General features: G+C 73.1%; 13 protein-coding genes and 1 tRNA gene. 9 read left to right on the top strand and 5 right to left on the bottom strand.

Annotation, left to right across the window (positions count from 1 at the left end; all coding sequences use genetic code 11):
- Positions 1–13 precede the first annotated feature (13 nt).
- Together R4P08_RS08735 and R4P08_RS08730 are read left to right on the top strand one after the other, a co-directional pair.
- Positions 14–1,264: a glycosyltransferase family 1 protein gene (locus tag R4P08_RS08735; protein ID WP_317813404.1), complete on the top strand. Its 1,251-nt coding sequence runs from the start codon at positions 14–16 to the stop codon at positions 1,262–1,264.
- Between the two features lie 104 nt (positions 1,265–1,368).
- Entirely contained in the window at positions 1,369–2,058 is a 690-nt protein-coding gene (locus tag R4P08_RS08730; protein WP_317813403.1) for a demethylmenaquinone methyltransferase, read from the top strand.
- Between the two features lie 15 nt (positions 2,059–2,073).
- Here R4P08_RS08730 and R4P08_RS08725 read toward each other — a convergent pair whose 3' ends face one another.
- Entirely contained in the window at positions 2,074–3,381 is a 1,308-nt protein-coding gene (locus tag R4P08_RS08725) for a geranylgeranyl reductase family protein (protein ID WP_317813402.1), read from the bottom strand.
- A 148-nt stretch (positions 3,382–3,529) separates the two neighbouring features.
- Here R4P08_RS08725 and R4P08_RS08720 point away from each other — a divergent pair, with 148 nt between their 5' ends.
- Positions 3,530–4,576, top strand: a complete 1,047-nt coding sequence (locus tag R4P08_RS08720; RefSeq protein ID WP_411741182.1) for a polyprenyl synthetase family protein — start codon at positions 3,530–3,532, stop codon at positions 4,574–4,576.
- Positions 4,577–4,889: 313 nt separating this feature from the next.
- Here R4P08_RS08720 and R4P08_RS08715 read toward each other — a convergent pair whose 3' ends face one another.
- Genes R4P08_RS08715 through R4P08_RS08700 form a run of 4 tightly spaced genes read right to left on the bottom strand, consistent with a single transcriptional unit; the run spans position 4,890 to position 8,202 of the window.
- Positions 4,890–6,053 (bottom strand): ABC transporter ATP-binding protein, encoded by a 1,164-nt coding sequence (locus tag R4P08_RS08715; protein ID WP_317813400.1) that lies wholly within the window; start codon positions 6,051–6,053, stop codon positions 4,890–4,892.
- Positions 6,046–6,795: an ABC transporter permease gene (locus R4P08_RS08710; protein WP_317813527.1), complete on the bottom strand. Its 750-nt coding sequence runs from the start codon at positions 6,793–6,795 to the stop codon at positions 6,046–6,048. Before R4P08_RS08710 ends, R4P08_RS08715 begins: the two co-directional genes overlap by 8 nt.
- A 56-nt stretch (positions 6,796–6,851) precedes the next feature.
- Complete coding sequence (gene modA, locus R4P08_RS08705; RefSeq protein WP_317813399.1) at positions 6,852–7,697, bottom strand: molybdate ABC transporter substrate-binding protein; 846 nt, start codon at positions 7,695–7,697, stop codon at positions 6,852–6,854.
- A 10-nt stretch (positions 7,698–7,707) separates the two neighbouring features.
- Positions 7,708–8,202: a YajQ family cyclic di-GMP-binding protein gene (locus R4P08_RS08700; RefSeq protein WP_317813398.1), complete on the bottom strand. Its 495-nt coding sequence runs from the start codon at positions 8,200–8,202 to the stop codon at positions 7,708–7,710.
- Between the two features lie 158 nt (positions 8,203–8,360).
- Between R4P08_RS08700 and R4P08_RS08695 the strand changes: the two genes are divergently transcribed.
- The 6 genes from R4P08_RS08695 (at position 8,361) to R4P08_RS08670 (ending at position 13,915) form a co-directional block, all read left to right on the top strand.
- Positions 8,361–8,443, top strand: a tRNA-Tyr gene (locus tag R4P08_RS08695).
- A 175-nt stretch (positions 8,444–8,618) separates the two neighbouring features.
- Entirely contained in the window at positions 8,619–9,719 is a 1,101-nt protein-coding gene (locus R4P08_RS08690) for a polyprenyl synthetase family protein (protein ID WP_317813397.1), read from the top strand.
- Positions 9,716–10,630 carry a phytoene/squalene synthase family protein gene (locus R4P08_RS08685; protein ID WP_317813396.1) on the top strand — a complete coding sequence of 305 codons (915 nt, stop codon included), beginning with the start codon at positions 9,716–9,718 and terminating at the stop codon, positions 10,628–10,630. The genes R4P08_RS08690 and R4P08_RS08685 overlap by 4 nt, the downstream gene beginning before the upstream one ends.
- Entirely contained in the window at positions 10,627–12,315 is a 1,689-nt protein-coding gene (crtI, locus tag R4P08_RS08680) for a phytoene desaturase family protein (RefSeq protein WP_317813395.1), read from the top strand. The genes R4P08_RS08685 and crtI overlap by 4 nt, the downstream gene beginning before the upstream one ends.
- The gene (locus R4P08_RS08675; RefSeq protein ID WP_317813394.1) at positions 12,312–12,677 is read left to right on the top strand and encodes a lycopene cyclase domain-containing protein; all 366 of its coding nucleotides are present in this window, start codon (positions 12,312–12,314) and stop codon (positions 12,675–12,677) included. The genes crtI and R4P08_RS08675 overlap by 4 nt, the downstream gene beginning before the upstream one ends.
- Positions 12,674–13,915, top strand: a complete 1,242-nt coding sequence (locus R4P08_RS08670; protein ID WP_317813393.1) for a prenyltransferase — start codon at positions 12,674–12,676, stop codon at positions 13,913–13,915. The genes R4P08_RS08675 and R4P08_RS08670 overlap by 4 nt, the downstream gene beginning before the upstream one ends.
- The last annotated feature ends 226 nt before the right edge of the window (positions 13,916–14,141 follow it).

Below are 14,141 nucleotides of genomic sequence, written 5' to 3'. Positions count from 1 at the left end.
CACAGTGAGGGACGTGCGCGTAGCCATCGTCACCGAATCGTTCCTGCCCAACGTCAACGGCGTCACCAACTCCGTCCTGCGGGTCCTCGAGTACGCCCGCCGCCACGGGCACGACTGCCTGGTCGTCGCCCCGTCCGGCAATGTCGGCTTCTGGCAGGGCGCTGCCGACGCGGTCCGAGCCCATCCGCTGGTCAGCGCGGTGGCTCCCCTGCTCGGGGCGCCGGGGTCCTCGGCCTCCGAGCCCGACCACCACCTCGGCTACCCCGTCCACCGGGTCACGGCGGTCAGGGTGCCGGTGGTGTCCACCCTGCCCCTGGGCGCGCCCAGTCCGAGCGTCTATCAGGCCCTGCGGGAGTTCGGGCCCGACGTGGTCCACCTGGCCTCGCCGTTCGTGCTGGGCGCGGCCGGGGCAGCCGCCGCCCGGGCGCTCGACGTCCCCTCGGTGGCCGTCTACCAGACCGACGTGGCGGGGTTCGCCACCTCCTACGGCGTCGGCGTGCTGGCCGACGCGGCCTGGGCCTGGACGCGGGCGATCCACACCACCTGCGACCGCACCCTGGCCCCGTCCTCTGCCGCGATGGCGGATCTGGTCGGTCACGGGATCCCGCGGCTGTACCGGTGGGGCCGGGGCGTCGACTCCGTGCGGTTCGCCCCGTCCCGGCGCAGCGAGGCACTGCACACGCTGTGGTCCCCGGAGGGGCGGCCCATCGTCGGCTTCGTCGGTCGTCTGGCCCCGGAGAAGCACGTCGAGCGACTCCAGGCGCTGGCCGACCGGTCGGGCCCGGACGGAGACCTCCGCCTGGTCGTCGTCGGCGACGGCCCCGACCGCCCCGCGCTACAGGCGGCCATGCCGCACGCGATCTTCACCGGAGAGCTCCACGGGGACCAGCTCGGGCAGGCCTACGCCACCCTCGACGTCTTCTGTCACGCCGGCGAGTTCGAGACGTTCTGCCAGTCCATCCAGGAGGCCCAGGCTTCGGGTGTGCCCGTGGTGGGTCCCGACCAGGGCGGGCCGCGCGACCTGGTCCAGGAGGGGGTCAACGGCTATCTGCTCGACCCGCGCCGGTACGCCGCGGAGATCTCGGAGACCGTCGATCGCGTACTGGCCGACCACGCGCAATTGGCCGCCGCTGCCCGCGCCACCGTCGTCGGGCGCACCTGGGACGCCGTCTGCCGACAGCTGTTCGACCATTACCACGCCGCCGGCGCCCGCACGGCGTCCAACCGCAGTGCACCCGGGCGGGCCCCGCGCGTGGTGGCCTGAGCTACCCGGTGGGTCTCAGGCGGCCGGCCCAAAGTCGGCCTGGTGGCCTGAGCCGACCGATCCTGAGCCGCTCGGTCCTCGGCCAGCGGGGTAGCGTCGACAGCGTGTCCCGCGCCAATCTCGACAAGCAGCCCCGCGACGTCGCATCGATGTTCGACGGCGTCGCCAAACGCTACGACCTGACCAACACCATCCTCTCCGGGGGAATGGATCACGTGTGGCGCCGCCGGGCGCGGTCGCTGCTCGCGCCGCGGCCAGGGGAGCGGATCCTCGACCTGGCCGCCGGTACCGCGGTGTCGACCGTCGAGTTGGGCAAGTCCGGTGCGTGGTGCGTGGCGGCGGACTTCTCGCTCGGAATGCTCCGCGCGGGCGCCGGCCGCGACGTGCCCAAGGTCGCCGGCGACGCCATGAGGCTGCCGTTCGCCGACGAGTCCTTCGACGCCGCCACCATCAGCTTCGGCCTGCGCAACGTGCAGGACACGGGGGCGGGGCTGCGCGAGATGGCACGGGTGGTCAAGCCCGGTGGACGGCTGGCGGTGGTGGAGTTCTCCACTCCAGTCTTCCCGCCGTTCCGCGCGGTGTACATGAACTACCTGATGCGGGCGCTGCCCAAGATCGCCACGAGCGTGTCCTCGAACCCCGACGCGTACGTCTACCTGGCCGAGTCCATCCGCGACTGGCCGGACCAGCAGGCGCTCCGCTCGCTGGTGGAGGCCAGCGGCTGGGAGCGCTGCAGCGTCACCAACCTCACCGGCGGGATCGCCGCCATCCACCTGGCCCGCCGCCCCGCCTGAGCCGGACCCGGGAGGTCAGTCCGCGAAGAGCGGGTGGCGATCGAGCCTGCGCGCCACCGAGCCCGCCGCACGCCAGGCCCGGGCCACCACGTCGCGGTCCGAGTCCGACACGGTATTGGACATGCAGCGCACCGCCGCGGTCATGAGCGTCTGCGAGCGCATCCCCACCGGCCCGGCCAGCGGCAGGAACTGGGGGAACGTGAGCAATCGGGCGGCGTCCCGGGCGATCGCGAACGACTCGCCGTAGGTCTCCCGCAGGAGCGCCGGCCACGCCCGGGTGAGGTCGCCGTGCGCCCCGCCGGAGCCGGAACCGCCGGAACCGCCGGAACCGCCGGAGCCGCTGGAACCGCCGGCCACGCCGGAGTCGCCCGCGCAGATGAGCTCCGCCAGCAGCCGCCCGCCTTCGAGGGCGTAGTCGATCCCCTCGCCGTTGAGCGGGTTGACGCATGCCGCGGCGTCGCCGACCGACGCCCAGTTGCGCCCGGCCACCCCGGACACCGCCCCGCCCATGGGCAGCAGTGCCGACGTCACCGCGCGCGGCTCACCCTCCAGCTCCCACCCCGCGCGGATGCTACGGGCGTAGTGCCGGAGGAGGTCCTTGACCGCCACGTTCGCCGGCCGGGCCGAGGTGGCCAGGGCGCCGACGCCGAGGTTGACCTCGCCGTCGCCCAGCGGGAACACCCAGCCGTAGCCGGGCTGGATCTCGCCGGCCTCGTCGCGGAGCTCGAGATCGGACCCGATCCACGGATGGTCGTGCCGGCCGGAGCGGACGTAGGACCGCGCCGCCACGGCGTACACGGTGTCGCGATGCCACGTCCGGCCGAGCAGCCGACCCACCGGTGAGCGGACGCCGTCGGCCAGCACGAGGGTCCGGCACGCGATGCGATCGTCTCCGGCCCGGACGGCCGTCACCTCGCCGTCGTCGCCCCTCTCCACGCCGGTCACGCGGACACCGTCCAGGACGGTCGCCCCGGCCTCGACGGCGGCGAGTCGCAACCGGTCGTCGAACACCGTGCGCCGCACCGCCGAGCCGACCCCGCCGTGCTCGCCGGCCGGCCACGGCACCCGCCGCTCGTGACCGAAGCCCCGCAGTTCCAGCCCCCCGATGGTGATCCGGTCGCGCGCCCAGTTGCCCAGCCCGAGGCGGTCCACCTCGAGCATCGCCCGCGGGGTGAGGCCGTCGCCGCAGGTCTTGTCCCGGGGGAAGGTGGCGGCGTCCAGCACCGTGACCTCGCGTCCGGCCCGCGCCAGCCACGTGGCGGTGGCCGCGCCGGCCGGGCCGCACCCCACCACGAGGACGTCGGTCGAGGCGGGTGGACGCATCGGTGACTCCATGCGCTCCATGGTGGCAGGTCGGCGGCGAGCAGGTCCCCGGGGCTCGGCCGGGGTGGGGTGCCACAGCGTGGGGACGGGGACCGTAGTCTGTCGAGCAGGTCCGGTCGATGCCGGTCCGCACCAGGCGACGAGGACGATGAGGATGTCGAGCGATTCAGTGACGACCGGCACCGCTGAGACGGCGCCCGGGCACGTGGTGGCGGGCGTGGATGTCGGCGACGCCGACCTCGCGGCTCTCCTGAGCGCGCAACTCGGACAAGTCGAGGATCTCCTCGTGGGCCGGCTCCAGACCGGGGAGGATTTCCTCTCCGAGGTGGCTCTGCACCTCGTCTCCGCCGGCGGTAAGCGTTTCCGTCCCGTGGTCACCCTGCTCACCGGGCAGCTGGGCTCCGAGCCCGACCACGAGCGGCTCGTCAAGGCCGCCGTCGGGTGCGAGATGATCCACTTGGCGACCCTGTACCACGACGATGTGATGGATGAGGCCGCCATGCGTCGCGGCGTCGAGTCCGCCAACAGCCGCTGGGACAACTCCACTGCGATCCTCGCCGGCGACTTCCTCTTCGCCCACTCCTCGATGCTGCTCGCGGACCTGGGTCCGGCGGCCGTTCAGCTCATCGCCCAGACCTTCGCCGAGCTGGTCACCGGCCAGATGCGCGAGACGGTCGGGAAGAGCGACGACGACGACGAGGCCAGCCATTACCTCCGCGTGATCTGGGAGAAGACCGGTTCGTTGATCGCCGCGGCCGCGCAGTTCGGTGGCGAGTACTCGGGCGCCTCCCCGCGGCAGATCGAGCACCTGCGTCGGTTGGGGGACGCGGTGGGGATCGCGTTCCAGATCGCCGACGACATCATCGACATCGCCTCCCCGTCCTCGGACTCGGGCAAGACCCCCGGCACGGATCTGCGCGAGGGCGTGCACACGCTGCCCATGATCTACGCCCTCGAGGCCGGCTCCACCGATGGCGACCGCCTGCGCGAACTGCTGGCGCACCCGCTGACCGACGACGCCGAGGTCTACGAGGCCCTGGACCTGCTCCGCGCCTCCGACGGGATGCGGCGCGCGCGGGCGACGCTCGAGAAGTACGTGGACGACGCCATGACCGAACTCGACGCTCTGCCCGCTGGCCCCGCCAACGAGGCGCTGCGCCGGCTGGTGCGCTTCACGGTGGACCGCGTCAGCTGACCCGCCCGCCTCGAACCCCGGTCCGGCCAGGACTCTGGCGATTTTTGTCGCAGCTGCTGCGAAGAACTCGACGATATTTCGCAGCAGCTACGACAAAGTTTTCGGGAGTAAGCCGCGGACCTGGCCTCCGCTCCCGCGGCCGTTTTCGTCCGCCTGGCATCCGCTCTCGCGCCTGGCGTCTCGCTCTCGCGCTTGCACACCTTGCCGATAGCCGCGCGTGGACATGGCGTCTGGCCTGCGCTTCGGTACGCGCGAGACGCCATCTCGGGGGGCGGCTGTGTCTGCGAGAGACCAAAGCCGGTGGAGCGCCGGGTCAGCCGCGCGGGTAGAGGGCGATCTGCGCGGCCTTGACCACCAGCGTCACGGCCACACCCGGCGCGAGGGCCAACTCGGCGGCCGAGCGGCTGGTGACCTCGGCGTCGACGCGCTGCCCGTCCCGCAGCTCGGCGGTCACCCGCGTGAGCGCCCCCGCCGGAGCGAGCCCCACGACCCGCGCCGGCCAGGCGTTGCGGGGGCTGGTCAGACTCGCCGGCCTCCCCGCGCCCGCCGGCTCCACCGCACTCGCCGGCTCCACCGCGCCCGCCGGCCCCGCCACCGCATGGATCGCCACCGCCCGCGGATCGAGGGTCGCGATCGCCCGCGCCCCCGGCCGCCAGCCCGGCACTGCATCCGGGACCGCATCCGGGCGATACCCGGTGACCGCGTCGCCGGCGGGGGTGCGCAGCTCGTCGTCGTCGACCACCGTGCCCTCCACCAACGACACCCCGGCGAGGCGGGCGGCGAAGTCCGATCCGGGGCGGGCCAGGACGCCCTCGACCGTGCCCGACTGGACGGCGCGGCCCCCGGTGACCACGACGACGTCGTCCGCCAGCGCCCACAGGTCCAGCGGATCGTGGGTCACCAGAACAACGGTGCGGCCGGCGAGCCGATCGGCCAGGAGACGCCGGATCCCGGGCGCGACCTCCACGTCCAGGGCGGCCAGCGGTTCGTCGAGCAAGACCATCTCCGGGTCCACGGCCAGGGCGCGGGCCAGCGCCACCCGCTGGGCCTGGCCCCCGGACAGCTCGTGGGGTCTGCGGTCGGCGAGCCCGCCGCAGCCCACGGCCTTGAGTTCGGCGCGGGCGCGGTCGAGGGCGGCCCGCCTGCGCACCCCGCGGGCCCGGGGGCCGTACGCCACGTTGTCCAGCGCGGACAGGTGGGGGAAGAGCCCGGGCCGCTGCTCCAGCGACACCACGCGGCGGCGGTGGGCGGGCACGTGGGTGCGCGGCGAGCTGACCGTCTCGCCGTGGAGGTGGACCTCCCCGGAGTCGGGGCGCAGGTGCCCGGCGAGCAACGCCAGCACCGTGGACTTGCCCGCGCCGTTGGGGCCGACGATCGCCAGTCGGCGGCCGGTGGGCACCGGGAGGTGGAGCTCGACGTCGCGGTCGACGACGCGACAGTCGAGGGTGGCCGCCAGCGTGGCCGGGGGCTCAGCCACGACCCACCACTACTCTCCGGGCGACCCAGGCCGAGGCGGCCATGAGCAGCGCGGCCACTCCGATGAGCAGCAGGGCCAGCGCGAGGGCGGTCTCGGTGTCGGTCTCCCGGCTCAGGTAGATCTCCAGCGGCAGGGTGCGCGTGGTGCCCTGCAGCGAGCCGGCGAAGGTCAGCGTGGCGCCGAACTCGCCCAGCGCGCGGGCGAAGGACATGGTGGCCCCGGCGACGAGGGCGGGCAGGACCAGCGGCAGCGTCACGGTGGCGAGCACGCGGGTGGGGGAGGCGCCCAGGGAGGCGGCGGTGCGCTCGAGCCGCGCGTCCACCGAGCGCAACGCGCCCTCGAGCGCGACGACCAGGAACGGCATGGCCACGAAGGTCTGGGCGATCACCACAGCGGCGGTGGTGAAGCCGACCTCGATCCCGAGCACCGACAGCTGCCGGCCCAGCACCCCGGTGCGCCCGAGCGTGATGAGCAGGGCCAACCCCGCCACCACCGGCGGCAGCACCATGGGCAGCGCCGTCACGGTGCGCGCGAGAGCGGCCAGTGGCCCGTGACTCCGGGACAGCAGCAACGCGAGCGGGGTGCCCAGCAGCACGCACAGCAGGGTGGAGACCGCGCACGTCCGCAGGCTCAGCAGCCCGGCCTCCCGCGCGGCCTCGGAGGCGAGCAACCCCGGTACGTCAGCCCACGGGATGCGGACCGCCATGCCGAGCAGCGGGACGGCGGCCAGGGCCACCGCCATCGTCGCGGCGACGAGCAGCCACCGGGGCAGCGGGGGCCGGGTGACGGTCGGCCTGGTCACGGCGTTCCTGACAACGGCGGGTCCGACAATCGCGAGCCTGGCGACGGTGGGTCCGAGAATCGCGAGCCTTGCAACGGTGGGTCTGGCAACCGTGGGCCGAACCCGTGGCGCGCCAGGACGGCCCGGCCCTCCGCGCCGGTGACGGCGTCGACGAACCGCTGGGCCAGCGCGGGATCGTCGGCCCCGGCCAGGACGGCGACGGGATAGCGGTTGGGATCGGCCGGCGCCCCGGCAATCCTGACCTGCTCGACCCGGTCCCCGGCCGCGATCGCGTCGGTGACGTAGACGATCCCCGCGTCCGCCTCGCCGGAGGCGACCTTGCCGCGCACGTCGGTGACGCCTGATTCCTCGCTCACCGGGCGCAGCTCGACCCCGGCCGCCCGGGCCAGTGTGCGGGCGGCGGTGCCACAGGGGACCGGTTCCGCGCACATGACCAGGCGGGTGCCGGCGAGGGAGCGGTCGAGTCCGGTGATCCCGGCGGGATTCCCGGGCGGGGTAATCAGGGTCAGCGCGTTGGTCGCGAACACGGCGGGCTCGCCGGCGACCAGACCTTCGGTCACGGCCCGGTCCATGGTGGTGGTGTCAGCCGAGGCCAACACGTCCGCGGGGGCGCCGCCGGCGATCTGGTCGACCAGGCCGGAGGAGCCGTCGAAGGACAGTCGGACGTCCACCCCGGGATCGTCCTGCTCGACGTCCTCGGCGATCTCGGTGAACGCGCTCGCGAGTGAGGCGGCGGCGAAGACGGTCAGGGTCTGCGCGACCTCGTCGTCGTCGCCCCCGACCGAACATCCCGCGAGGAGGGACAGTCCCACGGCCGCTGCCACCACTCGGACGCCAGCCACCGTCGGCGGTCTACCGGTAGTTGGTGAACTGCAGCGCGACCTCGAGATCGGCTTTCTTGAGCAGCGCCATGCACTCCTGCAGGTCGTCGCGCTTCTTGGACGACACCCGGATCTCCTCGCCCTGGATCTGCGCCTTGACGCCCTTGGGGCCCTCGTCGCGCAGGAGCTTGGTGATCTTCTTGGCGTTCTCCTTGTCGATGCCCTGCTTGAGGGAGCCGACCAGGCGGAACGTCTTGCCGGAGGGGATGGGGTCGCCCACCTCCAGGGCCTTCATGCTCAGCCCGCGGCGGACGAGCTTCTCCACAAAGACGTCCTTGGCCGCCAGCACGCGTTCCTCCGAGTTGGCGATCATCTCCACCGCGTCCTCGCCCTTCCAGTCGATGCTCGCGTCGGTGCCGCGGAAGTCGTACCGGGTGCCCAGCTCCTTGGCGGCCTGGTTGAGGGCGTTGTCCACCTCCTGGCGGTCGAACTCCGAGACGATGTCGAATGAGGATTCCGAGGCCATGGACGCGCTCCTGACGTGGGTGAGGGTCGATCCCGGCCAGGCTACCCGGCAGGGCCGCCCGCCCCGGCCACCCTGTCCGCACCCCTGATCGGCTCGCCCCCGATTTGGCACCGGGGGTCACGATCGTTGTATCGTGTCGTAGCGCCTTCAAGGTGCACGCCAGATTGCCCGAGCGGCCAAAGGGAGCGGATTGTAAATCCGTCGGCTTAGTCCTACGTTGGTTCGAATCCATCATCTGGCACGCGAGACCCCCGCCACAAGCGGGGGTCTTCGTGCATTTCGGGGCCGCGCTAGGGTTGTCGTGTGCAATCGTTGTCACTCGCGGTCACGTGCACTGAGCCCCGAGACGCCGCATCTCGTCAACGAGATTCGAGGTGAGACGTATCCATGCCAGCCCCGGCTCCGAACAACCAGACATGACACTGGCATCGGTAACCGCCGCCCACCGGATGACCGCCCGCGACGTGCCCGCGGGCCTCGGCCCCGCCGTCGACGACTGGGCGGCTGACCTGGGACGCACCACCCGCTCGGGCAAGGGCATGCGCTCCGCATTGTTCGACGCCGTCTACGCCACCGCCGGGGGCCGGGACGAGGCGGTCCGGGCCGCCGCCTGCCAGGCGCTCGAGTTGCTCCACGAGGCCTTCCTGGTCCACGACGACCTGGCCGACGGGGACGACCACCGCCGGGGCGAGCCGAACCTGCAGGGCCGCACCACGGCCAGGGCCGCCGCTCGGGGGGTGCCGGCGGAGACCGCGGGCCACCTCGGCATGGTCGGGGGACTGCTCGGCGGCGACCTGCTGCTCGTGGCCGCGATGGGCGAGTTCGCGCGCCTGCCCGTCTCACCCCCCGTGCTGCGCCGCGCCCTGGAGGAGGTCGAGCGCGCCGTGGTGGCCTCGGTCGCCGGCGAGTACGCCGACGTCCACGGGGCCACCGACGACGAGCCCCCGACCCGGGAGCACGCGCTGGCGATCGGCGCCGCCAAGACCGCGGCCTACTCGGTGATCCTGCCGCTGGTGCTGGGCGTGGTGTTGGCCGGGGCGCCCGAGGAGTTGATCCCCCCGTTGCGCGAGACCGGCCGCCACCTGGGCACCGCGTACCAGGTGATAGACGACGTCCTGGGCGTGTTCGGCGACCCGGCCGTCACCGGCAAGTCCAACGAGGGCGACCTGCTGCGCCGGGCCCCCACCGTCCTGCTCGCCTTTGCCGCCACGACCGACGCGTGGCCGCGGATCGACGCCGCACTCGGCAGGACTGACTCCACGAGGGCCGGTTCCGCGAGGGCTGACGCGAGGGCTGACTCGAGGGCTGATTCCAGGGCTGACTCCGACCACGCCCTGCCCGACCCGTCCACGGCGCGGGCGCTGTTGCGCGAGTGCGGCGCCCGCGACCACGCGCTGGGCATCGCCGCGGACCTGGTGACCGCCGCCCGCGCCGCGCTGGACTCCCCGGCCGTCCCGCACGAGCTCCGAGCCGCCCTCGGACCCCACCTGGCCACCGCCCTCGAGAGGACCCGATGACCCCGCAGAGCCCGCACGCCGAGTTCACGGAGGCCGCACGCAAGTGCAGTGAGGTGATCCTGCGCCGGTACTCCACGTCGTTCGCCCTGGCCTGCCGACTGCTGGCGCCGGCCACCCGGCCGCACGTCGCGGCGGTCTACGCCTGGGCCCGGGTCGGGGACGAGGTCGTCGACGGCGCCATGGACGACCCCACCGGGGCCCGTGAGCTGATCGCCGACGCGCGGCTGCGCACCCACCGCGCCCTCGAGCGGGGCCTGGACCCGGATCCGGTCACCCACGCCTTCGCCGACACCGCCCGCCGGTTCGGGATCGACGCCCGACTGATCGACCCCTTCTACGACTCGATGGAAGCCGACCTCGATGTCACCGAGCACACCGAGGGGTCGCTGCGGCGCTACATCCACGGCTCGGCCGAGGTGATCGGCGAGATGTGCCTGCGGACCTTCGCGGGCGGGGGACTGGGCGACGACGACGAGATGGCCGCGGGCGCGCGCGCACTCGGTTCGGCGTTCCAGAAGGTCAACTTCCTCAGGGACGTCCGGGAGGACTCGCTGGACCTCGGCCGGAACTACCTGCCCGGTCGCGATCCCCGGGCCCTGACCAACCGGGACGTGACCGAGCTCGCGGACGACGTGGACGCGGACCTGCGCGTCGCGCGGGCGACGATCGACCGGATCCCCGGGCGGGATCGGCTGGCCGTGCTGGCCGCCCACGACCTGTTCGCCGAGCTCAACGACCGGCTCCGGGCCGCCGGCGCCGCCGGCGCCGCCGGGGTGGGCGCGGGCCGCGTCCGGGTGCCGAACCCGGTCAAGCTCGCCGTGATCGGCCGGGCCGCCACGGGGCACGGAAGACCGGGGCGGGGACGACCAGGGGATGGCAGAGCAGCACGTGGACGGGCGGGGTCCCGATGAGTGCCCGCGCCCAGACCTCCCGACTGCCGGGCGCCCGCGCGCGTCGCGGTGCCCCGGACGGGCCCGTGGTGGTGGTGGGCGGCGGCATCGCCGGCCTGGCCACGGCGGCGCTGCTCGCCCACGAGGGCCGCGACGTCACGCTGGTCGAGGCCACGGACTCCGTCGGCGGCCGCGCCGGGAGTTGGTCGGCCGGCGGGTTCCGCTTCGACACCGGACCGTCCTGGTACCTGATGCCCGAGGTCTTCGACCACTTCTTCCGCCTGTGCGGCACCTCGGCCGCCGAGCAGCTCGACCTGGTCCGCCTGGACCCCGGCTACCGCGTCTACTTCGAGGGTCACGCCGAGCCGGTGGACATCCGCTCGGACCGGGAGGCGTCGACGGCGCAGTTCGAGTCGCTCGAGCCCGGGGCCGGCGCCACGCTCGGGAAGTACCTCGACTCGGCCAGGACCACCTACGACCTGGCCCTACGGCGGTTCCTCTACACCAACTTCACCTCCTATCCGGCGCTCGTGCGCCCGGACGTGCTGGCCCGGGCCGGGACGCTGGTCGCACGCCTGGTGCAGCCACTGCAGTCCTTCGTGGCCCGTCGGTTCACCGACCGCCGCATCCAGCAGATCCTCGGCTACCCGGCCGTGTTCCTGGGGTCCTCGCCGTACCTCGCGCCGTCGATCTACCACCTCATGAGCCACCTCGACCTCACCGACGGGGTGCTCTACCCGCGGGGTGGGTTCACCGAGCTCATCGCGGCCGTGCGACGGGTGGCCGAGGCGCAGGGGGTGCGCATCCACACGGGCACCGAAGCGGTTGAACTCACCACCACACCCGCGAGCGGCGGCGGCCGCGGGTCCGCGAAGGCCAGGGCCCAGGTGACCGGGGTGCGGGTGCGCGACCGCGCAGGGCAGGAGCGGACGCTCCCGGCCGGCCTCGTCGTCGGCGCCGCCGACCTGCACCACCTCGAGACCCGGTGGCTGCCCGAGAGCCTGCGCACCTACCCCCAGTCCTACTGGGACAAGCGCACCCCCGGGCCGGGCGCGCTGCTGCTCCTGCTCGGCGTCCGCGGCGAGCTGCCGCAGCTCGCGCACCACACGCTGCTGTTCACGGAGAAGTGGGAGGAGGGTTTCGACGCCATCTTCGGCGAGGAGACCCACATCCCCGACCCCGCCTCCCTCTACGTCTGTCGGCCCAGCGCGACCGACGCCGAGGGTTCCGGGATCGCCCCCGCCGGGCACCAGAACCTCTTTGTGCTGGTCCCCATCCCCGCCGATCCCGGCCTCGGCCGCGGCGGGGTGGACGGCGCCGGCGACCCGACGATCGAGGCCGCGGCCGACCAGGCGATCGCCCAGATCGCCGCCTGGACCGGCATCGGGGACCTGGCGGAGCGGGTGGTCGTCCGCCGCACCATCGCCCCCGCGGACCTTGAGTCCGACCTCGGCGCCTGGCGCGGCACCGCCCTCGGTCCCGCCCACACGCTCACGCAGAGCGCGTTCTTCCGCACCCGCAACGTCTCCAAGCACGTCGACGGGCTCTACTACGCGGGAGCCTCGACGATCCCGGGGATCGGCCTGCCCATGTGTCTCATCAGCGCCGAGTTGATACTCAAACACCTCCGGGGCGACACGAGCACGGCTCCCGTGGCCGAGCCCGGCGGGGGCACGGTGTTCGACCGAGCAGTGTTCGACCGGTGATCGGGCTGGCCTACCTGGCGGTCCAGGTGGTCTCGTTCACCGGCATCCTGGTGATCGACCACCGCTGGAGGTTGGCGGCGTTCCGCGCCCCGGCCGCCGCCGCGCTCGCCGTCACCGCCTCCGTGGCGCTGCTGCTCACCTGGGATGTGCTCGGCGTCCGCAGTGGGGTGTTCTTCCGCGGGCAGACCGACTTCATGACGGGGCTGACCGTGGCGCCGGAGGTCCCGATCGAGGAGGTCGTGTTCCTGGCGTTCCTGTCCCACCTCGCGTTGGTGTGCGCGGCGGGCGTCTCGCTCGCCGCTGAGCACCTCGCGGCGGCACGGACTGCTGCCCGCGCCCGCACGACGGGGGACCGCCGGTGACCAGCCTCTACACGACCCTCAACCTCACCATGTCCATCCCCGTGGTGGCCGTGGCGCTGCTCGCCGCCTGGCGTCTGCGCGGGCCGGAGCGCCGCCGCTGGCTGACCGGGGTCGGCGGCGCACTCGCGGTGGTGCTGGTGCTCACCGCGATCTTCGACAACGTCATGATCTCCGCCGGGCTCGTGGCCTACGACGACGCCCTCACCAGCGGCATCCGCCTGGGCGTGGCGCCCATCGAGGACTTCGCCTACGCCGTCGCCGCCGCCGTGTTCGTGCCGTCGGTGTGGTCGCTGCTCACCGCGGGGCCGCGGGAGGAACCACCCGAGGTCGACGACGACGAGGTCCGCATCCTCGAGCAGCCCGCGACCCCCGGACTGCTGACCACGCTGTTCTGGTCCTCTCGACCGGTCTCGTGGGTCAACACGGCCGCGCCGTTCGCGTTGGCCTACTTCCTGGCCACAGGCGGGTTCGATGCTGTCGGAGTGATCGGCACGGTCTTCTTCCTGGTGCCGTACAACCTCGCGATGTACGGGATCAACGACGTCTTCGACTACGAGTCCGACATGCGCAACCCCCGTAAGGGCGGCGTCGAGGGATCCGTGCTCCAGCGGTCCCGGCACACCGCCACGCTCGTCGCCTCCGCGGTGACGACAGTGCCGTTCCTGGCGTACCTGGTGCTGGTGGGCTCGTGGGAGTCGTCGCTGTGGTTGGCCGCGAGCGCGTTCGCGGTGATCGCGTACAGCGCCAAGGGGCTGCGGTTCAAGGAGATCCAGTTCCTGGACTCGATCACCTCGGCGTTCCACTTCGTCTCCCCGGCGATCGTCGGCTGGACCATCGCCGGCGCCGAGCTGTCCGGGGGAGTGTGGGCGTGCCTGATCGCGTTCATGCTGTGGGGCGCCGCCTCCCAGGCGTTCGGGGCGGTGCAGGACGTGCGCTTCGACCGCGAGGCGGACCTGAAATCCGTCGCCACCGTGCTCGGGGCGCGGACGACGGTGTGGTTCGCGGTCGCCTGCTACGCGGCCGCGGTGCTGGTCCTGCTGGTCGCGGCCCCCTGGCCGGCTTCCGGGGCCGCGTTCGCGATCCTGCCGTACCTGGCCACCGTGGCCGCCTACGTGCGGGTCACCGACGCCGATGCCGAGCGCACCAACGAGGGTTGGAGGCGCTTCCTGGTGCTCAACATGCTGGCCGGGTTCTGCGTGACGCAGCTCGTGCTGTGGTCGGTGCTCGTCTGGACCTGAGGCACCCGGCCCCGACTTCGCTGCGCTCCGGGTCTGCGGAGCACCCGGCAGCCGGGACGGACAGAGCGCCAGCATATCCGGCCCCGGGTACGCTGCCTCCTTGTCCTACGCTGACTGAATGGTCCATTCGGCCAGCGTAGGCCCGGTATTTGGGTGCAGACAGGCAGCAGACGCCGAAGAGGCAGCGTATCCGAGGCGGGACGTGCTGCCCGTCTGCCCGGCCGGG

Source organism: Rhodococcus sp. IEGM 1408 (assembly GCF_033142235.1).
Lineage (GTDB): Bacteria > Actinomycetota > Actinomycetes > Mycobacteriales > Mycobacteriaceae > Dietzia.
This window is presented reverse-complemented; position numbering and strand designations above follow the sequence as displayed.